Raw genomic sequence first — 24,939 nt, 5'->3', positions numbered from 1 at the left:
ATATCGGTGCGTAACCGACGGACTACCTGCGGGGGTCGGCGATAACGACAAACATGGTTAGCCTGAGAGACCAGTGAGATTCCTGCGGCAAACGAGGCTCGACGTCGCGAACCCAACGGCGGGTCCAGGTGCTCTCTAGAGAGCTGCAGTGATGGCGACGAGGAGGAGGCCCGTGACACAACAGACCTGGGACGAGGTGGGCGGCCTGTTGCCGCACGACGAGTTCCGCGCCGCCAGCGAGGCCATCGTGGCCAACATCGAGCAGGTCATCGAGGGTAAGACCGCCACCGTGCGGCTCGCCCTGGCCGTCCTGCTCGCCGAGGGTCACCTCCTGATCGAAGACGTCCCGGGTGTCGGCAAGACCAAGCTGGCCAAGGCCCTCGCGCGGTCCATCGACTGCACCGTGCGGCGCATCCAGTTCACCCCCGACCTGCTGCCCAGCGACGTCACCGGGGTCAGCGTCTACAACCAGGAGACGCACGACTTCGAGTTCCGCCCCGGTGCCGTGTTCGCCAACCTGGTGGTCGGCGACGAGATCAACCGGGCCTCGCCGAAGACCCAGTCGGCGTTGCTGGAGTGCATGGAGGAGCGGCAGGTCACCGTCGACGGGGTGACGTACCAGCTCCAGACCCCGTTCATGGTGATCGCCACCCAGAACCCGATCGAGATGGAGGGGACCTACCCGCTACCGGAGGCGCAGCGCGACCGGTTCACCGCCCGCATCGCGATGGGTTACCCGGACTCCCACGCCGAGCTGGCCATGCTCGACGGGCACGGCGCCACCGACCCGCTGAACGAGCTGCGCGCGGTCTCCGACGCGGCCATCGTCCGGCAGCTGATCGCCACCGTCCGGCAGGTGCACGTCGCCGACGCGGTCAAGCAGTACGCGATCGACCTGGTCACCGCCACCCGCGAGGCTCCCGACCTACGGCTCGGCGCGTCCCCCCGGGCGACCCTGCAACTGCTGCGCACCGCCCGGGCGGTCGCCGCCCTGGAGGGCCGCGACTACGTCCTCCCCGACGACCTGCAGGCCCTGGCGGTGCCGGTGCTCGCCCACCGGATCATCCCGACCGCCGACGCGCAGCTCGCTCGACGCACCACCGACGCGATCGTCTCCGAGCTGGTGCACCGCCTGCCGCTGCCCCACGACCGGCAGCGCAACCCGTACGACACCCGACCCCCCGCCACCGGCAACGGTCGCGCACCCTACGAGCCGCGGAGGCCATGACGTGCGTGCCGGGCTACGCGGGCTGACCACCCGCGGGCGGTCCTTCCTCGCCGCCGCGGTCGCGGCGGCGATCTCGGCCGGCATCCTCGGCGAGAAGGACCTGCTCCGGGTGGCCGTCCTGTTGGCCATCCTGCCGTTGCTGGCCGCCGCCTACGTCGGGCGGAGCCGCTACAAGCTGGCCTGCAACCGTTCGCTGGACCCGCACCGGGTTCCGGTCGGCGCCAACTCCCGGGTGGTGCTGCGCCTGCAGAACCTCTCCCGGCTGCCGACCGGCACCCTGCTCCTGGAGGACCGGCTGCCCTACGCGCTGGGCAGCCGGCCCCGGGTGGTGTTGGAGCGGCTCGGCGCCCACCAGGCCAGCTCCGTGGCGTACACCGTACGGGCCGACGTGCGGGGCCGCTACGACGTGGGCCCGCTGGTCGTCCGGATGACCGACCCGTTCGGTCTCTGCGAACTCACCCGCTCCTTCCCCAGCACCGACCACCTGACGGTCATCCCGCAGGTCACCCCACTGCCGTCGGTCCGGCTTCCCGGGGAGTACGCGGGCAGCGGCGACAGCCGGGCCCGCTCGGTGGCGGTGCACGGCGAGGACGACGCGGCGACCCGGGAGTACCGGCGCGGCGACGACCTGCGCCGGGTGCACTGGAAGTCCACGGCCCGCACCGGCGAGCTGATGGTGCGCCGCGAGGAACAACCGTGGGAGAGCCGGGCCACAGTCGTCCTGGACACCCGGGCGTACGGGCACCGCGGCGAGGGGCCGACGGCCAGTTTCGAGTGGTCGGTCTCGGCCGCCGCGAGCATCGCCGTCCACCTGCGGCAGGCCGGTTACAAGTTGCGCCTGGTCACCGGCTCGGGGGCGGATGTGGACGCCTCGGAGGCCGGCGGGGACGGTGCGCTGCTCGACCACCTCGCGGAGGTACGACTGGATCAGCGCGCCGAGCTCACCGGCCTCGTGCAGCGGGTCCGCCAACGCGCCGACGGCGGTCTGATCATCGGCCTGTTCGGCACGGTGAGCGTGGCCGAGGCGGAGTTGCTGGCCGGGCTGCGGGGCAACGGCGCCACCTGCGTCGGCTTCCTCCTGAACAGCTCCACCTGGCTCAGCCTGCCGGAGAAGGCCCGGGCCGAGGCGGAGCACGCCCACGCGGCCGCCGTCCTCGCCATGCTGCAGAGCGGCTGGCGGGTGGTCGGCGTCGACCACGGCGGCCGGCTGCCGACGCTGTGGCCGCAGGTCGGCCGAGGTGCCCAGGGGTTCGCCCTGCGGGCCGCGCTGGCCGAGACGGTCGCCGGTGGTGTGCGATGAACGGAAGGCTCCCCTCATGATCAGCAGTCGGAACATCGGCGTGGTGGCGGCCGCTGCCACGCTGCTGGCCGCCGCGCCGCTGTCGGCCATCTTCCAGGGCTGGACGTGGTTGATCGAGTCCATCATCGCGGTCGCCGTGGTGGCCGGGGTCGCCGCGTTGACCCGCCTCGCCCGAGCACCGCTGTGGGGTCAGGTGCTGGGCATGCTGGCCGGCCTGATGCTCGCCCTGACCTGGCTGTTCCCCAGCGGTGAGGAGTTGCTCGCGATCCTGCCCACCCCGGGCACGTTCGCGTACTTCGGCGATCTGCTCGCCGGCTCCATGCAGGACATGCGCTCGTACGGGGTCGAGGTCCCGGACACGGACCCGCTGCTGTTCATCGCCGTGCTCGGCGTCGGCGGGGTCGCCGTGCTGGTGGACGTCCTGGCCGTGGGGCTGCGCCGGCCCGCACTGGCGGGTCTGCCGATGCTCGCGATCTACTCGGTGCCGGTCGCCGTCTACGTGGACAGCGTCCCCGCGGCGCCGTTCGTGGTGGGCGCCGCCGGTTACCTCTGGCTGCTGGTCACCGACAACGTCGACCGGGTACGCCGCTTCGGGCGCCGGTTCACAGGTGACGGCCGCGACGTCGACGTGTGGGAGGCCTCGCCGTTGGCGTCCGCCGGCCGCCGGCTCGCGGCGGTCGGGGTGGCCCTGGCGGTGGCGCTGCCGCTGGCGGTGCCCGGCATGACCGGCGGCCTGCTCGACTCGCTCAGCCGAACGCCGGGCAACGGCAACGGCAACGGGGCCGGCTCGGGCGGCACGTCGGGTCGGATCGACCTGTTCGCCTCGCTCGCCGGCCAGCTCAACCAGTCCCAGGTAGCCGACCTGGTCAAGGTGAAGACGTCCGAGCAGAGCCCGTTCTACCTGCGTTACGCGGTCGCCGACGAGCTGCGCCCCAGTGGTTTCCAGGCGCGCAACCCCAGCGGCCGGTCGGTCAACCGGGACCTCCCGGATCCGGCCGACCGCGCCGGCCAGGGCGTGAAGCAGACCACCTACCAGGCGACCGTCGAGGTCACCAAGAACCTGAACATGTCGCTGATGCCGGTGTACGCCGAGCCGACCCGCACCGACGACCTCAGCGACAACTGGCTCTACGACACCAACCAGCAGGTCGTCTTCTCCAACCGGGAGAACTCCCGGGGGCGGAAGTACTCCTTCGACTACGTCCGCTCGACCTTCACGCCCACCTCGCTGCGGGGCGCGCAACCACTGCCGACCGACCATCCGGTACGCCGACAGATGACCGCCACTCCCGGGGCGGTGCCCGAGGTGGAGGACTTGGTCAAGGGGTTGGTCCAGGGCAAGCGGACGGACTACGACCGGGTGTTGGCGATCTACCAGCACTTCTCGGCGGACAACGGGTTCAGCTACCGGTTGAGCACCGAGAGCGGCAGCAGCGGTCAGGACATCGTCAATTTTCTGACGAACAAGGTCGGCTACTGCCAGCAGTACGCCGCCGCGATGGCCTGGCTCGTCCGCGCGGCCGGTATCCCGGCGCGGGTGGCGTTCGGGTTCACCAACGGCAGCAAGCGCGACGGTGACACCTTCACGTTGACCAACCTCAACCTGCACGCCTGGACCGAGGTCTACTTCGACGGGGCGGGTTGGGTGCCGTTCGACGCCACCCCGGCGTACGGGGTGCCCGGCTCCACCCGGTCGGCCTGGGCGCCGGACACTGACGCGGCGGAGCCGACCAGCCCGGACACCGGCGTCACGGGCACCCCGACGGGCCCGGAAGCCTCGGCCGGGCCGGCCGGCTCGGACAACGCCGACCGGGACACCGACGACGGGCTTGCTCTCGGTGGGACGACGCCGAACGAGCAGCCACCGGTCTGGCCCTGGTGGGCGGCGGGTCTGGTGGCCCTGCTGGCACTGCTCGCGGTGCCCGCTCTGCGCCGGATGGCGCTGCGCCGTCGACGGGGTGGCCGCGAGGTGAGCGGGGCGATGGCCTCCGCCGGGGTCGACGGCGACAGCGAGCCGGGGGCGCGACAGGTGGTGGTCGGCGTGGACGCCAACCGGGCCCGCGCGGACGCGCACGCCGCCTGGTCGGAGCTGCTCGACACGCTCGTGGACTTCCGGGTCCCGGTTGATCTGACCGAGACGCCCAGGGCGACCGCGGACCGGCTTGTCCGGGACGCCCTCGACGACGACGCCGCGATCGGGTCGGCGCGGCTGCTCGGCCGGGCGGAGGAACGGGCCCGCTACGCGCGGGATCCGCTGACCGGTGAGCGGTTGCTGCCGGCGCTACGCGCCGTCCGTGGGGCACTCGCCACGCGGGCGGACAGACGGACCCGCCTGCTCGCCGCCGTGCTGCCGCCCTCGGTGCTGCTGCGGTGGCGCACCACCCTGGCGGACAGGTCCGGCCGAATGGTGGCGCTCACCGGGCGGACCCGGTACCGACTGCTGCGGTGGAACCCTCGACGGCTGCTGGCCGACCGGGCCGCTCGCTGACCGAACCCCACCCCGGCGCCGGGGTGGGGTTCGTCGGGTCGACGTCGTCCTGTGCGGATGCGACCGGGGGCGCGGCGGCTCACCGACTACGGGCGGGCCACCCAAGGTCGTGCTCGATCCAGGAAAGAGGCCCTTCGCCTCGCGCACGATGCCACTACTTCCAGGATCGAGCACGATCATGCGGGAGGGGGCGCGGCGGAGACGGCGCGCAGCGGAGAAGGGCGCGCGGATACCACAGAGGTCGCCGGGGGCTGGTGCCCGGCGACCGCTCGTCGCGGCGTACGGCCCGCCTCAGCGGCGGGACCGGCTCAGCGGTGCCCCTCCGGGCGCTGCCGCCACCTGTCCTCCATGCGGTCCAGGATTGACGACCGGCGACCGGATCGGCCACCGCCGCGGGGACGACGACGACTCGTCGTGCCGCCCACCACGTGCAGGTCGGGTGACTGCGCCCGCCGGTGCGACTGCACCGCGAACGCCGCCGACGCCAGCATGACGACGAAGCCCGCCACCGCCAGCGGTGGAGTCTTGATCACCGCGCCATAGACCAGTAGAGCCAAGCCAGCGATGATGACGCCGGCGGCGACGAGCAGGCGACGCCGCGCATGAAAGCGCGGATCGCTGGCGCGCACGGCCGAGGCGAATTTGGGGTCCTCGGCAAGCGACCGCTCGATCTGCTCGAACAGCCGCTGCTCGTGCTCCGAGAGCGGCACGGCACTCCTCCCCGGTCACGTTGGTCGGGCCCACTCGGGCCGACAGACCGTGGCAGCCAACCGGCTGCTTACCCGCAAGTCTACGAGGGGGGTCGCGCGTCGGAAAGCGGGACGACCTATGGGCGGGGTGGATTTTCGTTTCGACGAGCGTCACGGTCGCCCATCAGACTGGCCGGACCTATGACGGACCGCCCGAAACGGGCAGCGGCGGCGTCCGCGGCAGCTTCCGCTTCGCGCCAACCGCGCTCGGGCGCGCCGAGGGTGAGTTGCCGGGGAGCACCCTGCGCCGAGGAGAGCCCCTCCACCCGGACACCGACGAGTCGGATCCGCTCACCCGGGTCCAAGGCGGTGTAGAGCGCCCAGACCGTTTCGAACATCTCGCGGGCGGTGTCGGTGGGAACGTCCAGGGTGCGAGATCGGCTGACGGTGCGAAAGTCGGCCAGCCGGACCTTGAGCGAGACGGTGCGCCCGACCTGACCGGAGCCGCGCAACCGGACGCCGACCTTCGTGCTGAGCGCGAGCAACGCACGGCGGATCTCCAGCGGGTCGGCCACGTCGACGTCGAAGGTCACCTCGGCGCCTATCGACTTGTCGACGTGCTCGGGACTGACCCCGCGCGGGTCGCGCCCCCAGGCCAACTCGTGCAGGTGCGACGCCGAGGCGGCACCGACGGCTCTGCGGAGCATGCCCACCGGCGCCTCGGCAAGGTCGCCGACGGTGGTCAGGCCGAGCCGGCGCAGCGCCTCGGCGGCGCGCTCCCCCACCCCCCACAGGGCGTCCACCGGCAGCGGGTGCAGGAAGTCGAGCACCTGCCCCGGGGGCACGACCAGCAGGCCGTCCGGCTTGGCCCGGGTGGAGCCCAGCTTGGCCACGAACTTCGTCGACGCCACCCCTACCGAGCAGGTCAGCGCCTGCTCGTCGGCGACCCGGCGACGGATCAGCCGGGCGATGGTGGCCGGGGAGCCGAAGAGCCGACGGGCACCTGTCACGTCGAGAAACGCCTCGTCGAGGGAGAGCGGCTCGACCAGCGGCGTGACGTCCCGGAAGATCTGCATGACGGCCCGGGAGGCGGCCGTGTAGGCGGAGAAATCCGGTGGCAGGTAGACCGCGTGGGGGCAGCGGGCCCGGGCCTGACTGGTCGGCATCGCGCTGCGTACGCCGTACCGGCGGGCCTCGTAGCTGGCCGAGCTGACCACCCCGCGCGGCCCGACGCCGCCGACGACCACCGGCTGGCCGCGCAACTCGGGGCGGCGGCGCACCTCGACGGCGGCGAAGAAGGCGTCCATGTCGACGTGCAGGATCGGGCTGGTGGAGTCGTCGGCGTCCGGCCCGAAGCGCGGATCGTCGCCCCGGGGCAACGACTGACTGCGGCCCATCCCGGCAGGTTAACCCGGGGGTACGACACCACCATCGGCCAGCGGGCCGAACCGTCCCCGGATCAGCCCCGGACCACCAGCAGCGGCACGGTCAGCTCGGCGGCGGTGTCCGACCCGTGGTAGGCCACCAGCTTCGACGCCATCGGCCGCTCGGTGCGACTGGCCATGACCGCGTACGTGTCGTTGCAGGTCACCACCACGTCGCCGATCCGGCCCAGGTGCTCCTCGGGCACCGGCCCGAACCAGCCGGTGGCCACCATCTCGGCGCGGGTGCGTACCCGGGCTGCGGCGCCCAGCACCTCCGACCAGGTGGCCCGCACGTCCTCGACCGCGCCCGGCTCGACGTGCAGGTAGCGCACCCGGGCCTCGCCGGCCACCAGCCGCACCCCGGCCCGCAGTCGCGGATCGGTGTCCAGGTCGAAGCGGTGCGCGGCGGGGATGTCGAGCTGCCCGTGGTCGGCGGTCACCAACAGCGCCGCGTCCGACGGCAGCCCGTCGACCAGCCGGGCGACCAGGGCGTCCACCTCGGCGGCGGCGACCCGCCAGGGCGCCGAGTCGACGCCGCTGACGTGGCCGTGCCGGTCCAGGTCGGCGTGGTAGCCGGAGACCAGTGTGGGCCTGGCCCCGGCGGACAGCGCGGCGAGCATGGCGGTGGCCACCGCGTCCCCGCCGGCGGCGCCCCGGAAGTCGCCACCCCGGTTGGCGGCCAGCGTCAACCCGCTGCCGCCGAACTCCGGCCGACTCACCACTGTCGTCGTCACGCCGGCGGCGCGGGCCCGCTCCAACTGGGTGGGCACCGGCTGCCAGCGCAGTGGCGACGGATCGGTGGCCCAGTCGGTGTGGGTGAGCACCCGATCGGTGCCGGGCACCCGCACGGTGAAGCCGAGCACCCCGTGCGCGCCCGGCGCGACACCGGTGCCCAGCGACACCAGGCTGGTCGGGGTGGTGGACGGGAAACCGGCGATGAGCGGCCGGGCCACCGTCGCGGCGAGCCCGGCGAGGGTCGGCGCGTACGGCGCGGCGGTCGGCAGCTGGTACCACCCGAGCCCGTCGACCAGCAGCACGGCGATCCGGCGTACCCCGGCCAACGCGGGCACGAGCCCGAGCGGATCGGGCGAACCGGGCACGCCCAACACGGCCAGCGCGCTGGGCAGCACGTCGGCGAGGCAGCCGCCGCCGTGGTCCGGCCCGAGGATCTCCAGCGGCGCCGGCACGTCACCGGCCTCGGCGATCATGCCGGCCGGCGGGCGAACAGGTGCAGTTGGGCGGCCAGATCCCGGTACGGCGGTTGGCCGGCCAGCGCACGTTCCAACTCGATCAGGGCGGCCGACTGCCCGTCGGCGACAGCGGCCGGCAGCAGGTCGGCAAGCACGCGTACCCCGTGGATCTCCTCGACCACCAGCCCGGCGGCGCCGAGCAGCGCGGCGGCACCGGCGGCGTCGTAACGTCGGCGCAGCATGTCCCGCGGTCCCGCGGTGCCGGCCGGATCGGCGGCCAGGGTGGTCGCGACGTCCAGGTGCCCGTTCATCGCGCGGCCCAGCACGGCGGCGGCCCGGCCGGCCACCAGCACACTGGCCGCTCCGCCCGGGCGCAGCGCGGTGGCCAGCGCGGCCACCACCGGCGTCGGGTCGTCGACCACCTCCAGCACGGCATGGCAGAGCACCAGGTCGACGCCGGCCGGCTCGACCAGCCCGGCGAGGGCGTCACCGTCGCCCTGCACGGCGGCGATCCGGTCGGCCACCCCGGCCTCGGCGGCGCGGCGGGTGAGCGCGGCGAGCGCGTCGGGGCTGGCGTCGACGACGGTGACCCGATGCCCGGCGCGGGCCAGCGGAACGGCGAAACCGCCGGTGCCGCCGCCCACGTCCAGCACTGTGAGCTCGGCGTCGCCGCGCCGGTCCAGTTCGGCGCGGAGCACCGACCAGATCACGGCGGTACGGGGTGTCAGCGGCGGCTCGGCGAACCTGCCTCGGGTCTGCTCCACCCGGCCGAGCCTAGTCACCCGGCCCAACGGCGGTGCGGGCGTGTGGCGGGCGCGCCACCACACGCCCGATCGGTGCGTGGTGCGGCGGTCGGTCAGGCCTCGGTGCCCTCGGCCTCGTCCTCCGCCCGGGACCGACGCTCGTTGGCCACCGGACCGTTCGTCACCTCGTACTCGCGGGGGTCGGCGAGGTGCGACGGCACCCAGCCGGTGCCCAGTCGGGTCCGCCGGGCGTTGGCGATTCCACCGGTGTACGCGTGATTTCCCGTCACTGTCGTTCCCCCTCACGGATCACGGGCCGCTCTGCCCGCTCGGAACGAGTCTCCCGCTCGACGGCTCGGGAAACCGTAATGTGGATCACTGAATCAGCGGAAGTCACGGGAGGCCGGACGCACCGGTGGCTCGATGGCGTCCAGTCGGTCGGCGACCAGGTTGGTCACCCCCTCGTGCCGCTGCAACCGCCCCCGGACCACCAGCGCGGCGCTGGTCCGCGCCACCCGCCGGTAGCGCTGCCACAGCCCCGGCGAACAGGTGACGTTGAGCATCCCCGTCTCGTCCTCCAGGTTGAGGAAGGTGACCCCGCCCGCGGTCGCCGGGCGTTGCCGGTGGGTGACGATGCCACCGACCCGGATCCGTTGCCCCGGCTCCACCCGGCCGAGCCGGGCGATCGGCACCGCGCCGAGCACGTCGAGCTGACCCCGGATGAACTGGGCGGGATGGCTCTCCGGCGACAACCCGGTGGCCCACACGTCGGCGACCAGCCGGTCCACCGCTTCCATCCCGGGCAGCGTGGGCGCCGCCGCGCCGGTCACCGTGCCGGGCAGCCGACCCGGCCGGTCCTGCGCCGCCGCACCGGCAGCCCACAGCGCCTGCCGCCGGGTCAACCCGAAACAGGCGAAGGCGTCCGCGGTGGCCAACGCCTCCAGCTGCGCGGCGGTGAGACCGAGTCGCCGGGCCAGGTCCGGCATGTCGCGGTACGGCCCACCGGCGACCCGCTCGGCCTCGATCCGTTCGGCCACGTCGGCGCCGAGGGTCCGCACGCTGGACAGGCCGAGCCGGACGGCCGGGCCGCCCAACCCCCAGGCGTGCGGTGGCTCCCCCGGCCCGCTGCCCCACCGGGTCTCCGGGGTGGACTCCAGCACCGCCTTCGCCCCACTGGCATTGATGTCCGGACGACGGACCTCCACCCCGTGCCGACGGGCGTCGTCGACAAGGGTCTGCGGCGAGTAGAAGCCCATCGGCTGGGCGTTGAGCAGCGCGGCCAGGAACGGCGCCGGGTGGTAGCGCTTGAGCCAGGAACTGGCGTAGACCAGGTAGGCGAAGCTCATCGCGTGGCTCTCCGGGAAGCCGTAGCTGGCGAACGCGGTGAGTTTGCGGTAGACGTCGTCGGCCAGCTCACCGGCGATGCCCCGCTCGGCCATCCCGGCGTAGAGCCGGTCTGCGATCCGGTTCATCCGCTCGACCGACCGCTTGGCGCCCATCGCCCGGCGCAGCTGGTCGGCCTCGGCCGCGTCGAAGCCGGCCAGGTCGATGGCGAGCTGCATCAGCTGCTCCTGGAACAACGGCACACCCAGGGTCTTCTCCAGGGCGTTGCGCATCAGCGGATGCGCGAAGGTCACCGGCTCCTGGCCGTTCTTGCGCCGGATGAACGGGTGCACCGAACCACCCTGGATCGGGCCGGGACGGATCAACGCCACCTCGATCACCAGGTCGTAGAACTCGCGGGGCTTGAGCCGGGGCAGGGTGGCCATCTGGGCCCGACTCTCCACCTGGAACACCCCTACCGAGTCGGCCCGGCAGAGCATGTCGTAGACCTCCGGGTCGTCCAGGGTCATGTCGCCCAGGTCGAGCCGGGACCCGATCATGTCGTAGCCGTAGTGCAGGGCGGAGAGCATGCCCAGGCCGAGCAGATCGAACTTGACCAGGCCCACCGCGGCGCAGTCGTCCTTGTCCCACTGCAGGACGCTGCGCCCGGGCATCCGCCCCCACTCCACCGGGCACACCTCGATCACCGGCCGGTCGCAGATCACCATGCCGCCGGAGTGGATGCCCAGGTGCCGTGGGAACGTCTGCAACTCGTTGGCGTACTCCACCACCTGCTCGGGAATGTTCTCGACATCGACAGTGGCGACCGAGCCCCACCTGTCGATCTGCTTGCTCCAGGCGTCCTGCTGCCCCGGCGAGTAGCCGAACGCCTTGGCCACGTCCCGCACGGCCGACCGGGGCCGGTAGGAGATGACGTTGGCGACCTGGGCGGCGTGCTCCCGGCCGTAGCGGGTGTAGACGTGCTGGATCACCTCCTCCCGGCGGTCGGACTCGATGTCCACGTCGATGTCCGGTGGGCCGTCCCGTTCCGGGGCGAGGAACCGCTCGAAGAGCAACTGGTGCCGGACCGCGTCCACATTGGTGATCCGCAACGCGTAGCAGACCGCCGAGTTGGCCGCCGAACCCCGACCCTGGCAGTAGATGTCCTGGTCGCGGCAGAACGTGACGATGTCGTAGACCACCAGGAAGTAGCCGGGGAAACCCAGCTCCTCGATCATGTTCAGTTCGTGGTCGAGTTGCGCGTACGCCGTCGGGTGCGCCTGCGGCGGCCCGTAGCGCTCGTGCGCACCGTCAGCTGTCAGCTTCCGCAGCCAGCTCATCTCGGTGTGCCCCGGCGGCACCGGGTACGCCGGTAGCTGCGGCGCGACGAGTTGGAGGTCGAAGGCCAACTCGGCGCCGAACTCGGCGGCCCGCGCCACCGCACCCGGGTACGCGGCGAACCGGGCCGCCATCTCCGCGCCGCTGCGCAGGTGGGCGGTGGCCGCCGCGGGCAACCAGCCGTCGATCTCGTCCAGGCTGCGTCGGGCCCGGACCGCGGCGACGGTGGTGGCCAGCCGACGCCGACCGGGGCTGGCGTAGTGCACGTTGTTGCTGGCCACCGTCGGCAACCCGGCCGCGGCGGCCAGATCGGCGAGCGCGTCGTTGCGGTCGGCGTCGACGGGATGGCCGTGGTCGGTCAGCTCCACGGCCACCGTCTCCGCGCCGAAGAGCGCGGTCAGCCGGTCCAGCTCACGGGCCGCCGCGTCCACCCCCTCGGTGAGCAGCGCCCCCGGCACGTGCCCCTTGCGACAGCCGGTCAGCACCAGCACGTGGTCACGCAGCTCGGCGGCGACCTCCTCCAGGTCCCCGTACTCCGGGCGGCCCTTCTCACCGCCGCGTAGCTGGGCGCGGGCGATGGTGGTGGCCAGCCGGGCGTACCCCTCGTGACCGTGCGCGAGCACCAGCAGGTGCGCGCCGTTCGGGTCGGGCTCGCCGTTCTGCGGGCCGGGCAGGCCGAGGGACAGCTCCGCGCCGAAGATGGTCGGCAGACCCAACGTACGAGCCGCCTCGGCGAAGCGGACCACCCCGTAGAAACCGTCGTGGTCGGTGACGGCGAGCGCGGTGAGCCCCAGCCGGGCTGCCTCCTCGGCCAACTCCTCCGGATGACTGGCGCCGTCGAGGAAGCTGAAGTTGGTGTGCGCGTGCAGCTCGGCGTAGGGCACCACGCCGTCGGGGCGGGTCACCTCCGGCGGCTGGTACTGCTCGCGGCGGCGGCTCCAGGCCGGGGAGTCACCGCCGTCGGCGTCCACGGCGAGTGGGTCCACCACGTGCAGGTGCCGCTCCTCGCGGGACCGCCCGCTCGACCGGCCGGAGCCGCCACCGGCCCGGCCGGAGAGCACCCGCTCCAGCTCCGACCAGGGCATATTCGAGTTGCGGAAGCTCATCGCGCACCCGCCTCCGACCTGGGAAACACCGGCTCAGTCATAGATCGCCTCCACCAGCCACTGCCCGGCCTCGACGGCCAGCAGCAGGGCGGCACCGTCGGCCAGGCTGACCTGGAACCGGGCCCGACGACGGGCCTCGACCGGCGCCCACCACCGCTCGTCCACCGGCCACGGGCCGGCCCAGCCCACGATCTCCGCCGGCTGGCCGGTGCCGACCACCAGCCGGGCCGGTGGGGCGCTCACCGCCAACCGCGCGCTGATCACCACCGGCTCACCCGCGGCGTCGTGCACTGTCGCCGCGAGCGGACTGGGCAGCACCACCGCCGGCGCGGGCGCCGGGAGCCGACCCGGCCACGGCGGAGCGTCGGGGCGCGCGGGAAGTCGTTCGTCGCCCCACGGCACCAGTCGCACCTGGTCGGCCGGGGAACGCCCACCACCGAGCACCGCGGTGACCACCGCCTCCGGACCGAGGATGCCCTGCACCCGGCTCAACGCCCGGTGCGCGCGTTCCCGCTCCTCGCCGGTCTCCCCCCAGAGGCCGGCCTGCAGACCGGCCTGGGCGATCACCCCGTCCGGGATCAGTCGCAGCCGGATGATGCCGGCCGTCGGTCGGGACGGTCGGGCGCCGGCGCGACCGTTGCTGCCGGAGAGCCACCCGTCGAGCTGCCAGCGCACCCGGTCGGCGATGGCCGCGGCGGTGAGCAGGCCATCGTGCCGCCACACCCGGTGCAGCTCCTGCCCGTGCTCGGTGACCGCCTCGATGCCGAGCCGGGTGCAGGCCAGCCCGTGCCCGGCCAGCCGCTCGTGCAGCTGCTCGGCCAACGCCCGGGCCACGAACGCCGCCGCGTCGACCCGGTCGATCGGCTCGTCCTGCTCCGCGGTCACCGTCAGGTCGGCCGGCGGCTGCCGGACGGCGAGTGGGCGGTGGTCCCGCCCGGCGGCCAGTCGATGGGCCAGCGCACCGTCGAACCCGAACCGGGCCAACACGTCGCCGGCCGGCAACGCGGCGAAGTCGCCGAGGGTTCGCACCCCCAGCCGGCGCAGCAGATCGGCCAGCGCCGACCGGCCGAGTGCCTCGACCGGCAACCCGGCCAGGAACTCCGGTGTCCCGCCCGGCGCCACCACCCGGCCGGCGCGAGCGGCCAACCCGGCCGCGAACACCCCGTCGGCGATGCCGACCTGGCTCTCCACCAGGCAGGACTGGGCCACGTGCTCGATGATCCGCTCGGCGGCCGCCTCCTCGCCGCCGAGGTAACGGCCCGGCCCCCGGGCGGCCACCGCGCAGGCACCCGGACGGACCACCTCGACCCCGGCGACCAACTCCTCCACCGCGGCGACCACCGGCTCGAACGCCCGGGCGTCCCGGCCGAGGTCGTACTCCACGACGGTGAGCTGTGGGCAGCGACCCTGTGCCTCCCGCTTGCGCAGCCCTCGACGCACCCCCTCGGCGCGAGCCCGCTCGGAACAGGCGACCACCCGGTTGGCGTGCAGCACGGCGACCGGGCCGGTCGCCGGCACCCCGTCGACGATCTCGGCGGCGAGCACCGGCCAGTCCGGGCACCACAGCAACAGAGTTCGTGCCGGCGCGCCGGTCACCCCCGACCAACCAGGGCGAGTGGCGCGGCCGATCGGCCCACGGGCGACGGCAGCGTACGAGGGATCACCCGGGTCAGCTCGTCACCCGGGAGCCAGACCTTGATCTCCTTGGGTCGGGCGGCCGCCCCGCGCCCGCGCGCCGAGACGGTGATCTCCCGGCGGCGCAACCGCCCCCGGCCCAGCCCGAGCCCCTCCCAGACTCCACGGACCACCTGCAGCGTCACGTCCGCGCCGTCCCACCGGCCGTACGGGACGAGCACGCTGCCGCGCTGCCGGGCCCGGGCGGCCAACCGGGTGGCGACCGAGGCGGAAACCGAGGCCGGCACTGTGGTGACCACGACGTCCACCCCGTCGATCAGCGCGGCGACCACGGTGGCCCACTCGGGGCCGGGGTTCGGCACCAGGGCCAGCCGGTCCAGAGCGATGCCCAGCTCGGCGGCGGCGCTCGCGCCGAACGTCGGCACCCCGACCACGGCGCACCACGAGCCGGCCCGGGACGCCTCGGCGAGCAGTGCCAACATCAGTGAGGTGCCGCCACTGCGGCGGGGCTGGCCGGCGGCGACCGCTATGGTGCTGCCCCGGCGCAGGCCCCGGTTGGGCAGCAGACCGGTCAGCTCGGGCACCACCGGCAGCACCCGGTGCCCACCGACCGGGTCGGGTGCGCTCGCCGGGCGCACCAGATCGGCCAGCGCGGCGGAACCGACCACCATGCGGCCCGCCATTGGACCAACTCCCCCGTCGTTGCTGTGGATCAGATCAGGACCGGCACGCCGTGCCACCGGCCGTCCGGCTCCCCCCGAGGGACGGCCGGTGGCACGGCGGGATCAGGCGGCGAGGCCGTCCAGGGCCGGTTGGTGGGCCACGCCGAGCGCGGTTTCCACCACCGTGACGAACTGTTCGGCGGCGCGGAGCAGATCGTCGGCCTCTCGGGCGTTGACCACCCGGGGGATGCCGGCCTCGGCGGCGGCGCGCTTGCTGGCCCCCGCGGCGAAGAACCGGGACCACTCGTCGAGCTCCGGAGCGACAGCGCAGAGGAGGACCCAGACGCTGGTGATCCGGTTGCGCCGACTCGGCGCGGGGCGGGCCCGGGCGGCGAGCAGGGCGGCCGCCGCGCGCAGGGCCGCCAGGTGGGCAGCCGCGTAGCGCAGGCCGTCAGGTCGGGTCTGGCCGGCCTCGACCAGCCCACGGCGGGCCAACATGAGGAGCTGGGCGGGGGTGCGGTGCGGCAGCACGTGCGCCGGCACCGTCGGTGCCTGAGCCGGGTTGGTCGGCATGGATGTCTCTCCTCCACGTGGCCGAGACGTCACTCCGGCGGCTGATGCCGCCGACGAGACGCCGAGGTCGGGTGGTGCGGAGGAAGACGCACCGGGTGTGGCCGGCCGGGTGTGGATGCTTCCCCACACCACACCCGGCCGGCGGACCGGCGGGTGCGTCGCCCGCTGCCCGGGGGTCGTGGGCGGCGGGCGACGCTCCTGCCTGTTGGGACCAGGCTCGCGACTGCCCGGAAACCCTGGTGCGGCCCGCGGAGCCGCACCGCCCGGAGGTGGCGCCGCGAAACGCCGCGCTCCGGCTGGTTGGAACGGGCGTTCGAGGCAATCGAACACTCGTTCTAACTGCTGCTGACAGTACACCTCCCCTCCGACGAAAATGCAACGTGTGACGCGCTGAGCGTGCCGGCCGGGTGAACCCACACCGGCGAACCGGGAAGAATGACGACATGCAGCCACACCCGAACGTACGAGCGGTGCAGGACGCGCTCACCACCGCCGGCACGCTCGACGGCGCGGGCGAGCCCAGCATGGTCCGTCTGCTGCCCGACGCGGTGCACACCGCCGCAGCCGCCGCCGACGCGCTCGACGTCGAGGTCGGTCAGATCGCCAACTCACTGATCTTCGACGCGGACGACACGCCGCTGCTCGTCCTCACCTCCGGCGCACACCGGGTCGACACCGCCGGCCTGGCGGCATCGATCGGCGTCACCCGGCTACGCCGGGCCACCCCGGAGTTCGTCCGGGCCCACACCGGACAGCCGATCGGCGGGGTCGCCCCGCTCGGGCACCCGCACCCGCTGCGCACCCTGGTGGACACCGCGCTGGCGGCGCACCCGGAGATCTGGGCCGCTGGCGGCGTACCCCAGGCGGTCTTCCCGACCACCTACGCCGAACTGCTGCGGGTCACCGCCGGCACCCCGGCCGAGGTGGCGTGAGCGAGCGGAGCGAGCGAACCAGCAGGCACAGCAGCGACGCGCTCGCGCCGCCGCGAAGCGGAGGCGTGAGCGAGCGGAGCGAGCGAACCAGCAGCGCGGCTCCGGAGCTGGTCACGCTGCACGTGTGGCGGACCTCCCGCGGCGCGCTGACCCGGGCGCTGACCCGGATGGCACTGGATCCACGCCGGTTGCGGGCCCTCCCGGGCGTTCGGTTCGGCAAGCTGCTGGGCACCGGGACCGGCACCGACTTCGGGCCGAGGGACACCGACCTGACCCGGTGGGCGGCGCTGACCGTCTGGGACTCCCCCGCCGCGGCGGCCGGCTTCGACGACTCTTCGGTCGGGCGGGCCTGGGCCCGCATCGCCCACGCCCAGGCCCGGGTCGACCTGCGCCCGTTGACCAGTCGGGGCGAGTGGTCCGGCCAGCAGCCGTTCGGCGACCCGTCGGGCGGCCGGGTCACCGGCCCGGTGCTGGCACTGACCCGGGCTCGGCTGCGGGCCCGCCGGGCGGCCACCTTCTGGCGGGCGATCCCGCCGGTGGCCGCCGCCCTGCGCGACGCGCCCGGGCTGCTGGCCCGGTTCGGGGTCGGAGAGGCGCCGTTGGGCTGGCAGGGCACGGTGAGCGTGTGGCGTGATCCGACGGACCTGGTGGCGTTCGCGTACCGTCACCCGGAGCATCGGGCGGCGATCATGCGAACCCCCACCGCGGGCTGGTACGCCGAGGAGCTGTTCGCCCGGTTCGAGGTGCGCGACGTGGTCGGCGACCGGTCGGTGCTCGGGTGGGTCGCCGAGGGTGGCCCGGAAATGATGAAGGGTGGACGGGCATGAGGTTGGTGCGCTGGACGCCGGACGATCTCGTCCGGCGGCTGGACGACGTGGTGGCCGTCTACGGCGAGGCGATGGGATACCGCACCGACCTGCTGGAGGCTCGACGCGGTTACATCGCCACCCACGTCCGCCGACCGGGTTTCCGGGCGGTCGCCAGCCTGACCAGCGAGGGTCACCTCGCCGGCTTCGGCTACGGCTACCTGGGCGCCTCCGGTCAGTGGTGGCACGACCAGGTGCACCGTGCGTTGGACGCCCCGACCCGCACGCGCTGGCTCACCCACTGCTTCGAGGTGGTCGAGCTGCACGTCCGGCCACCGGCGCAGGGGCACGGCCTGGGCACCGGTCAGCTGCGCGCGCTGCTCGGCATGGCGGAGGGCGACACCGTGCTGCTGTCCACCCCGGAGGCCGACGAGCAGACCTCGCGGGCCTGGCGGTTGTACCGACGGTTCGGCTTCGTCGACGTGCTGCGCGACTTCCACTTCCCCGGCGACGAGCGGCCGTTCGGCGTACTCGGTCGCGATCTGCCGCTCGAGCCACCGGCGTCATGACCCGGCGGATCTCCTGGACGCTGCTCGCCGTCCTGGTGTTCGCCCAGATCTGCTACCCGCTCACCACCGGTGCCACCCGGGCCGGGCTCACAGTGGCCACCGTCGTCCTCGGTTGGCTGCTCTCGGTCGGCCACGCGCTGCTCAGCCGAGGCCCACGGGTGGCGGCGGCGCTGGTCGCGGTGGCCAGCGGCGGCGGGTTCGCGATCGAGGCGATCGGGGTGGCAACCGGCGTGCCGTTCGGCAGCTACGACTACTCCGGCGAGCTGGGCCCCAAGCTGGCCGGTGTGCCACTGATCATTCCGCTGGCCTGGACCTGGATGGCCTGGCCGGCGTGGCTGGCAGCGGTCCGACTGACCGGCGGCAACGCCACAACGGCCAGTAGCAGCGGGCCGACAGCCGGCGGCAGCGGGCCGACGGTGGGTCGATGGGTGGGGCGGATCGCGCTGGCCACGGTGGGGCTGGCCGCCTGGGACCTCTTCCTCGACCCGCAGATGGTGGCCGAGGGCTACTGGGTCTGGCGCGACGCCACCCCGGCCCTGCCCGGCCTGGCCGGCATCCCGGTCAGCAACTACCTGGGCTGGCTGCTCTTCGCGGTGCTGCTGATGAGCGCGCTGCGCCCGCTGGCCGGGCCTGCCGTCGAGCACACCGATCGGCGGGACCACCCGATGGTCGCGCTCTACCTGTGGACGTACTTCTCCAGCATCCTGGCCCACGCCGTCTTCCTCGACCTGCCCGCCTCGGCGCTCTGGGGCGCCGCCGGCATGTCGGTGACCGCCGTACCCCTGGTGGTGACCCTCCTGCGTGCCCGCCGGGGCGGTGACCCCGGTCGGGAGGCCCACCAGCCACACCGCCCCGGGGTCGACGCGACCCGATGACCGTCCTGCTCGCCCTGCTGATCGCCGTCGCCGCGTTGACCGGGCACACCTGGCTCAACGCCGCCCGCTGGCTGCGCAGGCCCACCGACCGGCCCGACGAGGTCGACGAGCCGGTGGCGGTGCTGCTGCCGCTGCGCGACGAGGCCACCCGGGTCACGCCCTGCCTGCGCGCCCTGCTCGCCCAGCGCGGCGTACCCGGGCTGCGCGTCGTGGTCCTCGACGACGGGTCCACCGACGGCACCGCCGACGTGGTCCGCGCGGTGGCCGGCGACGACCCCCGGGTCACGCTGCTCACCGGGGTCGCCCCACCGCCGGGCTGGCTGGGCAAGCCGCACGCCTGCTGGCAGCTGGCCACCCGGGCCGACCCGGACGCCACAGCGCTGGTCTTCGTCGACGCCGACGTGGTGCTCGCCCCGCACGCCGTGGCCGCGGCCGTCACCGAACTGCGCGCCGCCCGCGTGACGCTGCTGTCGCCGTACCCCCGGATCGTGGTGGCGACGGCGGCCGACCGGTTGGTGCAGCCGCTGTTGCAGTGGCTCTGGCTGACCTTCCTGCCGCTGCGCGCGATGGAACGCTCACCGCGGCCGTCGCTGGCCGCGGCTGGCGGGCAGTTCCTGGTGGTGGACCGGGCCGGCTACACCGCCGCCGGCGGGCACGCCGCGGTCGCCGACAAGATCCTGGAGGACGTCGAGCTGGCCCGGGCGGTCAAGCGGGCCGGCGGGCGGATCGCCCTGGCCGACGGTTCCCGACTGGCCACCTGCCGGATGTACGACGACTGGCCGCAACTGCGCGACGGGTACTCGAAGTCGCTGTGGGCGTCGTTCGGGCACCCGGGCACGGCGGCGGCCGTGCTGACGGCGCTGTTGCTGCTCTACACCGCCCCACCGCTGATCGCGCTGGGGTTCGCCACGACGGCTCCCCGGGTGTCAATGGTGGCGCTCGGCGCGTACCTGCTCGGGGTGACCGGACGGGTGCTCACCGCCCGCGCGACCGGAGGCCGGTGGTGGCCCGACGCGCTCGCACACCCCGTGTCGGTCGTGGTCCTCGGTTGGCTGACCCTGCGGTCGTACCATCTGCGAAAGCGACGCCGCCTGACCTGGCGGGGCCGCCCGGTCAGCTAGGAGGCGCGGCATGGCGCGGATCGTGGTCGTCGGCGCCGGGGTGGGTGGCCTCGCCACCGCCGCCCGGCTGGCCGCCACCGGGCACCAGGTGACCGTCTTCGAGCGGGCCGACACGGTCGGCGGCAAGCTCGGCCGGTACGCGCACGACACCCCGGCCGGGTCGTTCCACTTCGACACCGGGCCGAGCCTGCTCACCCTGCCCGAGGTCTTCCACGACCTGTTCGAGGCGACCGGGGCGAAGCTCGACGAATACCTGGACCTGGTCCCGCTGGACCCGATCGTCCGGCACGTCTTTCCAGACGGTGGCCCGACCCTGGACTCGTGCGCCGACCCGGTGGAGTTCACCGCCCGGATCGGGGCCGCCCTCGGCGACCGGGCGGCAGCCGACTGGCAGCGGCTGTGGCGGCGGGCGGCGCGCGTGTGGCAGGCCTCCTCGCGGGACATCCTGCGCCGTACCGTCGATTCTCCCCGCGACCTCGCGTCGCTGGCCTGGCGCGTCGGCGACCTGGCCGCCATCGCCCCGGGCCGCAGCCTGCGCGGCCTGGGCCGCCGGCACCTGTCCGACCCGCGGCTGCGGATGCTGCTGGACCGGTACGCCACCTACACCGGCGCCGACCCACGCCGGGCACCGGCGGCGCTGGTCGCGGTCCCCTACGCCGAGCTGACCTTCGGCGGCTGGTACCTGCGCGGCGGGCTGGGCACGCTCGCCGACGCGCTGCTCACGCGCTGCCTGGACCTCGGCGTGGTCGTGCAGACCGACGCCACTGTCACCCGGATCGACGCCACCGGCGGCCGGGTGCACGGGGTACGCCTCGCCGGCGTCACCGCCCCGGTGCCCGCCGACGTGGTGGTGGCCAACGTGGACGCGCTCACCGTCTACCGTGACCTGCTGCCGCACGCGCGTCGGCTGGCCGGGCTGACCGACCGCAGCCTCGCCGGCTTCGTGCTGCTGCTCGGCGTCTCCGGCAGCACCGGGCTGGCCCACCACAACGTCTTCTTCCCGGATGACTACGACGCCGAGTTCGACGCGGTCTTCGGTGACCCCGGGCGGGGCGTACGGGCCCGGCCGGCGGCCGACCCGGCGGTGTTCGTCACAGTGGCCGACGACCCGATGGTCCGCCCAGCCGGACACGAGGCGTGGTTCGTGCTGGTCAACGCCCCTCGGCAGGGCAGCGCGGCGGGTGCTGTCGACTGGCGACGCCCGGGGCTGGCCGACGCGTACGCCGACCGGATCCTGGACGTGCTGGCGCGGCGCGGCGTGGACGTGCGCGACCGGCTGCTGTTCCGCGAGATCCGCACCCCCGCCGACCTGGACGCGGCGACCGGCGCGCCAGGTGGCTCGATCTACGGCACCGCCGGTGGGCTGCTCCGCCCGGCCAACCGTGGCCCGGCGAACGGGCTGTGGCTGGTGGGCGGCTCCACCCACCCGGGCGGCGGGTTGCCGATGGTGACCCTCTCCGCGCAGATCGTCGCCGACGAGATCGGCCCGGCCTGGTAGACCCTTCAGTTGGCGTCGGCCGGCGTCTGTTCCGGCCGGCGTCGGGGTGGGCCGCTCAGCCGGCGTCGAGCAGGGCGCGGCGGATGCTGGAGAGCAGTTGCCCCAGGCCGAAGCCGGCCAGCAGCACCCAGACCGCTGTCGCCATGGTGATGGTGCCGGCGGCCAGGTCCGGCTCGATCAGCCCGGCCAGCCCGGCGACCAGCAGACCGGCCAGCGCCACCGAGACCCGGGTGGGGCGTTCGCCCACGGTCACCGCGCCGATCTCCCGCATGCCGGCGGCAACCGCCCGCGCCCGGACGTACTCGTGCAGCCAGGACAACGCGCCCCCCGCCACGACCAGCCCACCCGGCGCGCCCAACAGCCAGAACGCCAGCAGCCACGCCACCTCACCGAGGCGGTCGGCGACCGAGTCGTAGACGTAGCCGAGCCGGGTCGTGCGACCGGTGGCGACCGCCACCGCACCGTCCACGCTGTCCGCCACGGCGGCGAGCAGCACGAACAGCGCGCCGAGGAACGGCCCGTCCCCCGGCCGGCCCACCAGCAACGGTACGCAGAAGCAGAGCAGCACCCCGGCCACGGTGACCGCGGTGGGGCTGACCCGCAGCCGGCCCAGCACATATCCGACGTGGTACGCGAATCGCAGCCAGGCGCGCACCACCGGCGCCGCGACCCGAGGGTCGAACCCACCGTGCAACCGCGCCCACGCCGTGGCGTACTGATCCCAGTTCAGCTGTGTGCCCACCACGGATCAACCGTCGTGCCGGGCAACAGGTGTCGCAGGCGCAGCGTTCACACGCGGGCGCCGGCTTTCAGGTTCTGCCAGACCTCGCGGGTCGCGGTGGACCGGTTGAGGGTGATGAAGTGGATTCCCGGCACGCCCTCGTCCAGCAGCCGGCGGCACATCTCGCTGGCCTGCTCGATGCCGAGCCGGCGGACGGCGTCCGGGTCGTCGGCGACGCGCTCGAAGCGGGCCGCCAACACCCGTGGGAACGGCGCGCCGGACAGCTGCACTGACCGCTCGATGGTGCTGAACTGGGTCACCGGCATCACCCCGGCCAGGATCGGGGTGTCACAGCCGGCAGCGGCCACCCGGTCACGTAGCCGCAGGTAGTCGTCGGCGTCGAAGAACATCTGCGTGACCGCGAACTCCGCGCCGGCCCGACACTTGCGGACGAACTGGGCGGTGTCGCTGGCCACGTCCGGCGAGCGGGGGTGCTTGTACGGGAAGGCCGCCACGCCGACGCTGAAGTCACCGGCGTTGCGCACCAGCCGGACCAGGTCCTCGGCGTAGTCCACGCCCTCGGGGTGGCGGATCCACTCACCGCCCGGGTTGCCCGGGGGGTCGCCACGAACGGCCAGCACGTTGCGCACGCCCACCCCGGCGAGCCGGCCGACCACGTGCCGCAGCTCGGCGACGGAGTGGTTGACCGCGGTCAGGTGGGCCATCGGCAGCAGTGTGGTCTCGGTGGCGATCCGCTCGGTCACCGCCACTGTGGTGTCCCGGGTCGAGCCGCCGGCGCCGTACGTGATCGACACGAACGACGGGCGCAGGGACTCCAGCTCGCGGATGGCCTGCCAGAGCAGCTGCTCCCCCGCCTCGGTCTTGGGCGGGAAGAACTCGAACGAGAAGGTCGGCTGGCGCTCACGGATGAGCTCCCCGATCGCCGGCTGCGGATTGGGGAGTGTCGAGGGAAGACCGAGCGCCACGACCCGACTCTAGCGGTCGATGCCACCAGGACCCAGGCCCTTCCCACCCCAGCGTCCGGCACCGTCCGGTGCGCCCGGGTCCGGCGTGCCCGAGCGCCCGGGTCCGGCGTGCGGAAAAGACGTCGTACCTCCGGGGTAGGAATGGGTGGTGCGGGAGGGGCGGCGGGGGTGGCCCGGGGTCCCGCGCGGGGGTCAGCAACCGAGCGGTGATGCCGGTCCCGTCCGGTCGGGCGGGTGGGTCCTCACCGCACCGACGCCCGCCAGGAGGACCCATGATCCCGCCCGCATCGCCGCGCCCCGCGCAGCTCGGGCCGTTGCTGGCCCGGTGCCGACTGGCCCGGGGCTGGAGCCAGCAGCGAGCCGCCGCCGAGTTGTGTGCCGCCGCCGGGGTGCCGACGCTGAGTCGGCACGAGATTTCCCGGTGGGAACGACAGCGTCGCGTGCCTGGCGGTTTCTGGCTCGGCTGGCTCGCCGTCGTCCTGGACGTGCCGCTGGTGGCGTTCGTCGAGGCCGCCGCGGCCACCCGTCGGGCCGGCTCGACACGGGCCACCGGGCCGGGCCGCGCCGCGCTGGCCGGCGCGCGACCGGCTGGGCGGAGGGGTCCCGGCCGCACCGGCGGGACTACGCGTGGCGGTCGAGCGCGAGCCATGACGACCGGCTAGCGTCGGGGCGTGACCCACGCTGCTCCCGTGTCCCCCGTCGACCGCGCCGGCCTACGGCAGCGGGTCGACAAGGCTCTCACCGAGTTCCTGGCTGGCCAACGGGTCCGGCTCGCCGCCGTGGACGACGCGCTGGGTCCGGTGGCCGAGGCGATCGAGGCGTTCGTGCTCGGTGGCGGCAAGCGGCTGCGTCCAGCATTCGCGTACTGGGGGTTCCGGGGGGCCGGCGGGGTGGACGGCGACCAGGTGCTCACCGCCCTGGCCGCGCTGGAGTTCGTCCAGGCCAGCGCCCTGATCCACGACGACCTGATGGACCGTTCCGACACCCGTCGCGGCGAACCCGCGGTACACCGACGGTTCGCCACCCGGCACCGGGAGGCCGGCTGGGGCGGCGACCCGGACGGTTTCGGCGACGCCGCGGCCATCCTGCTCGGTGACCTGTGCCTGGTCTGGTCCGACGAGCTGCTGCACTCCGCGGGCCTGGACCTGTGGGCGTTGGCCCGGGCCCGGCCGGTCTTCGACGAGATGCGCACCGAGGTCACCGTCGGGCAGTACCTCGACGTGCTGACGCAGGTCACCGGGGACACCTCGGTGGAACGGGCCAGCAAGGTCGCCCGGTACAAGTCCGCGAAGTACACCGTCGAGCGTCCGATGCTGCTCGGCGCCGCACTGGCCGACGCGGCGGAGGACGTCCGGACGGCCTACTCGGCGTACGGGCTGCCGCTGGGCGAGGCGTTCCAGCTCCGCGACGACGTGCTGGGGGTCTTCGGCGACCCGACGCTGACCGGCAAGCCGGCCGGGGACGATCTGCGCGAGGGCAAGCGCACCTACCTGGTGGCGGCGACCGTGGAGGCCACCGACGACGCGGGCCGCGAGCTGCTGCTCAGCCGGCTCGGCGACCCGGAGCTGGACGAGCAGGGGGTAGCCCGGCTCCGCGAGGTGATCTCGGGGAGCGGTGCGCTGGCCCGTACCGAACAGCGGATCGTCACACTCACCGACACCGCCCTGGCCGCCCTGACCGCCGTCGACCTGGACACCGAGGCCCGCCAAGCCCTGGTAGACCTGGCCATAGC

Annotated in this window: 22 protein-coding genes; 11 read left to right on the top strand and 11 right to left on the bottom strand. The window is 73.9% G+C overall.

The window, feature by feature from the left end; all coding sequences use genetic code 11:
• Positions 1-172: 172 nt before the first annotated feature.
• The 3 genes from KBX71_RS21500 to KBX71_RS21490 are packed head-to-tail and all read left to right on the top strand — an operon-like array spanning position 173 to position 5,016.
• Positions 173-1,228 carry a MoxR family ATPase gene (locus KBX71_RS21500; RefSeq protein ID WP_124817672.1) on the top strand — a complete coding sequence of 352 codons (1,056 nt, stop codon included), beginning with the start codon at positions 173-175 and terminating at the stop codon, positions 1,226-1,228.
• 1 nt (position 1,229) lies between these two features.
• Positions 1,230-2,528, top strand: a complete 1,299-nt coding sequence (locus KBX71_RS21495) for a DUF58 domain-containing protein (protein WP_124817674.1) — start codon at positions 1,230-1,232, stop codon at positions 2,526-2,528.
• A gap of 16 nt (positions 2,529-2,544) precedes the next feature.
• Positions 2,545-5,016, top strand: coding sequence for a DUF3488 and transglutaminase-like domain-containing protein (locus KBX71_RS21490; RefSeq protein ID WP_210819765.1), 2,472 nt, complete (start codon positions 2,545-2,547; stop codon positions 5,014-5,016).
• 308 nt (positions 5,017-5,324) lie between these two features.
• Here KBX71_RS21490 and KBX71_RS21485 read toward each other — a convergent pair whose 3' ends face one another.
• From KBX71_RS21485 to KBX71_RS21445, 9 genes are all read right to left on the bottom strand, one after another.
• Entirely contained in the window at positions 5,325-5,726 is a 402-nt protein-coding gene (locus KBX71_RS21485) for a DUF3040 domain-containing protein (RefSeq protein WP_124817678.1), read from the bottom strand.
• Positions 5,727-5,842: 116 nt separating this feature from the next.
• Complete coding sequence (locus KBX71_RS21480) at positions 5,843-7,102, bottom strand: DNA polymerase IV (RefSeq protein WP_210819764.1); 1,260 nt, start codon at positions 7,100-7,102, stop codon at positions 5,843-5,845.
• A gap of 62 nt (positions 7,103-7,164) precedes the next feature.
• A complete protein-coding gene (locus KBX71_RS21475) occupies positions 7,165-8,337 on the bottom strand; it encodes an alkaline phosphatase family protein (protein WP_210819763.1) in 1,173 nt (390 codons plus the stop codon).
• Positions 8,334-9,101 carry a methyltransferase domain-containing protein gene (locus tag KBX71_RS21470; protein WP_210819762.1) on the bottom strand — a complete coding sequence of 256 codons (768 nt, stop codon included), beginning with the start codon at positions 9,099-9,101 and terminating at the stop codon, positions 8,334-8,336. The genes KBX71_RS21475 and KBX71_RS21470 overlap by 4 nt, the downstream gene beginning before the upstream one ends.
• Before the next feature lie 74 nt (positions 9,102-9,175).
• Positions 9,176-9,352, bottom strand: coding sequence for a hypothetical protein (locus KBX71_RS21465; protein ID WP_167492956.1), 177 nt, complete (start codon positions 9,350-9,352; stop codon positions 9,176-9,178).
• Positions 9,353-9,445: 93 nt separating this feature from the next.
• A complete protein-coding gene (locus tag KBX71_RS21460; protein WP_210819761.1) occupies positions 9,446-12,829 on the bottom strand; it encodes an error-prone DNA polymerase in 3,384 nt (1,127 codons plus the stop codon).
• 33 nt (positions 12,830-12,862) lie between these two features.
• The gene (locus tag KBX71_RS21455) at positions 12,863-14,425 is read right to left on the bottom strand and encodes a DNA polymerase Y family protein (RefSeq protein WP_124817688.1); all 1,563 of its coding nucleotides are present in this window, start codon (positions 14,423-14,425) and stop codon (positions 12,863-12,865) included.
• Entirely contained in the window at positions 14,422-15,147 is a 726-nt protein-coding gene (locus KBX71_RS21450) for a hypothetical protein (RefSeq protein ID WP_124817690.1), read from the bottom strand. Before KBX71_RS21450 ends, KBX71_RS21455 begins: the two co-directional genes overlap by 4 nt.
• Before the next feature lie 102 nt (positions 15,148-15,249).
• Positions 15,250-15,699 (bottom strand): SAV_6107 family HEPN domain-containing protein, encoded by a 450-nt coding sequence (locus KBX71_RS21445; protein ID WP_210819760.1) that lies wholly within the window; start codon positions 15,697-15,699, stop codon positions 15,250-15,252.
• Between the two features lie 443 nt (positions 15,700-16,142).
• On the opposite strand from KBX71_RS21445, the gene KBX71_RS21440 reads away from it, so the two are divergent.
• The 6 genes from KBX71_RS21440 (at position 16,143) to KBX71_RS21415 (ending at position 21,500) form a co-directional block, all read left to right on the top strand.
• Positions 16,143-16,631, top strand: coding sequence for a YbaK/EbsC family protein (locus KBX71_RS21440; RefSeq protein WP_210819759.1), 489 nt, complete (start codon positions 16,143-16,145; stop codon positions 16,629-16,631).
• 65 nt (positions 16,632-16,696) lie between these two features.
• The gene (locus KBX71_RS21435; RefSeq protein WP_210819758.1) at positions 16,697-17,458 is read left to right on the top strand and encodes a monooxygenase; all 762 of its coding nucleotides are present in this window, start codon (positions 16,697-16,699) and stop codon (positions 17,456-17,458) included.
• Complete coding sequence (locus KBX71_RS21430) at positions 17,455-18,006, top strand: GNAT family N-acetyltransferase (protein ID WP_124817698.1); 552 nt, start codon at positions 17,455-17,457, stop codon at positions 18,004-18,006. The genes KBX71_RS21435 and KBX71_RS21430 overlap by 4 nt, the downstream gene beginning before the upstream one ends.
• A complete protein-coding gene (locus tag KBX71_RS21425; protein WP_210819757.1) occupies positions 18,003-18,881 on the top strand; it encodes a carotenoid biosynthesis protein in 879 nt (292 codons plus the stop codon). Before KBX71_RS21430 ends, KBX71_RS21425 begins: the two co-directional genes overlap by 4 nt.
• A complete protein-coding gene (locus KBX71_RS21420) occupies positions 18,878-20,002 on the top strand; it encodes a glycosyltransferase family 2 protein (protein ID WP_210819756.1) in 1,125 nt (374 codons plus the stop codon). The genes KBX71_RS21425 and KBX71_RS21420 overlap by 4 nt, the downstream gene beginning before the upstream one ends.
• Positions 20,003-20,012: 10 nt before the next feature.
• A complete protein-coding gene (locus tag KBX71_RS21415; protein WP_210819755.1) occupies positions 20,013-21,500 on the top strand; it encodes an NAD(P)/FAD-dependent oxidoreductase in 1,488 nt (495 codons plus the stop codon).
• Between the two features lie 55 nt (positions 21,501-21,555).
• Here the strand turns inward: KBX71_RS21415 and KBX71_RS21410 are convergent, their stop codons facing one another.
• Positions 21,556-22,245 (bottom strand): CDP-alcohol phosphatidyltransferase family protein, encoded by a 690-nt coding sequence (locus KBX71_RS21410; protein WP_124817706.1) that lies wholly within the window; start codon positions 22,243-22,245, stop codon positions 21,556-21,558.
• Positions 22,246-22,289: 44 nt separating this feature from the next.
• Positions 22,290-23,207 carry a methylenetetrahydrofolate reductase [NAD(P)H] gene (metF, locus tag KBX71_RS21405; RefSeq protein ID WP_124817707.1) on the bottom strand — a complete coding sequence of 306 codons (918 nt, stop codon included), beginning with the start codon at positions 23,205-23,207 and terminating at the stop codon, positions 22,290-22,292.
• A gap of 272 nt (positions 23,208-23,479) precedes the next feature.
• Between metF and KBX71_RS21400 the strand changes: the two genes are divergently transcribed.
• Positions 23,480-23,869, top strand: a complete 390-nt coding sequence (locus KBX71_RS21400; protein ID WP_210819754.1) for a helix-turn-helix domain-containing protein — start codon at positions 23,480-23,482, stop codon at positions 23,867-23,869.
• A 9-nt stretch (positions 23,870-23,878) separates the two neighbouring features.
• Positions 23,879-24,939, top strand: a 1,061-nt coding sequence (locus KBX71_RS21395; RefSeq protein WP_210819753.1) for a polyprenyl synthetase family protein, incomplete at its 3' end; no start/stop codon positions are given.

The organism is Micromonospora sp. D93, assembly GCF_018070365.1.
Classification (GTDB): domain Bacteria; phylum Actinomycetota; class Actinomycetes; order Mycobacteriales; family Micromonosporaceae; genus Micromonospora; species Micromonospora ureilytica.
The sequence above is the reverse complement of the archived record's forward strand: the minus strand, read 5'-3'. Positions and strand labels throughout refer to the sequence as shown.

Coding starts and splice junctions, on each gene's coding strand:
- KBX71_RS21490 (WP_210819765.1), top strand. CDS start 2,545: ATGATCAGCAGTCGGAACATCGGCGTGGTGGCGGCCGCTGCCACGCTG.
- KBX71_RS21480 (WP_210819764.1), bottom strand. CDS start 7,102: ATGGGCCGCAGTCAGTCGTTGCCCCGGGGCGACGATCCGCGCTTCGGG.
- KBX71_RS21475 (WP_210819763.1), bottom strand. CDS start 8,337: ATGATCGCCGAGGCCGGTGACGTGCCGGCGCCGCTGGAGATCCTCGGG.
- KBX71_RS21460 (WP_210819761.1), bottom strand. CDS start 12,829: ATGAGCTTCCGCAACTCGAATATGCCCTGGTCGGAGCTGGAGCGGGTG.
- KBX71_RS21450 (WP_124817690.1), bottom strand. CDS start 15,147: ATGGCGGGCCGCATGGTGGTCGGTTCCGCCGCGCTGGCCGATCTGGTG.
- KBX71_RS21445 (WP_210819760.1), bottom strand. CDS start 15,699: ATGCCGACCAACCCGGCTCAGGCACCGACGGTGCCGGCGCACGTGCTG.
- KBX71_RS21440 (WP_210819759.1), top strand. CDS start 16,143: ATGCAGCCACACCCGAACGTACGAGCGGTGCAGGACGCGCTCACCACC.
- KBX71_RS21430 (WP_124817698.1), top strand. CDS start 17,455: ATGAGGTTGGTGCGCTGGACGCCGGACGATCTCGTCCGGCGGCTGGAC.
- KBX71_RS21425 (WP_210819757.1), top strand. CDS start 18,003: ATGACCCGGCGGATCTCCTGGACGCTGCTCGCCGTCCTGGTGTTCGCC.
- KBX71_RS21420 (WP_210819756.1), top strand. CDS start 18,878: ATGACCGTCCTGCTCGCCCTGCTGATCGCCGTCGCCGCGTTGACCGGG.
- KBX71_RS21415 (WP_210819755.1), top strand. CDS start 20,013: ATGGCGCGGATCGTGGTCGTCGGCGCCGGGGTGGGTGGCCTCGCCACC.
- KBX71_RS21400 (WP_210819754.1), top strand. CDS start 23,480: ATGATCCCGCCCGCATCGCCGCGCCCCGCGCAGCTCGGGCCGTTGCTG.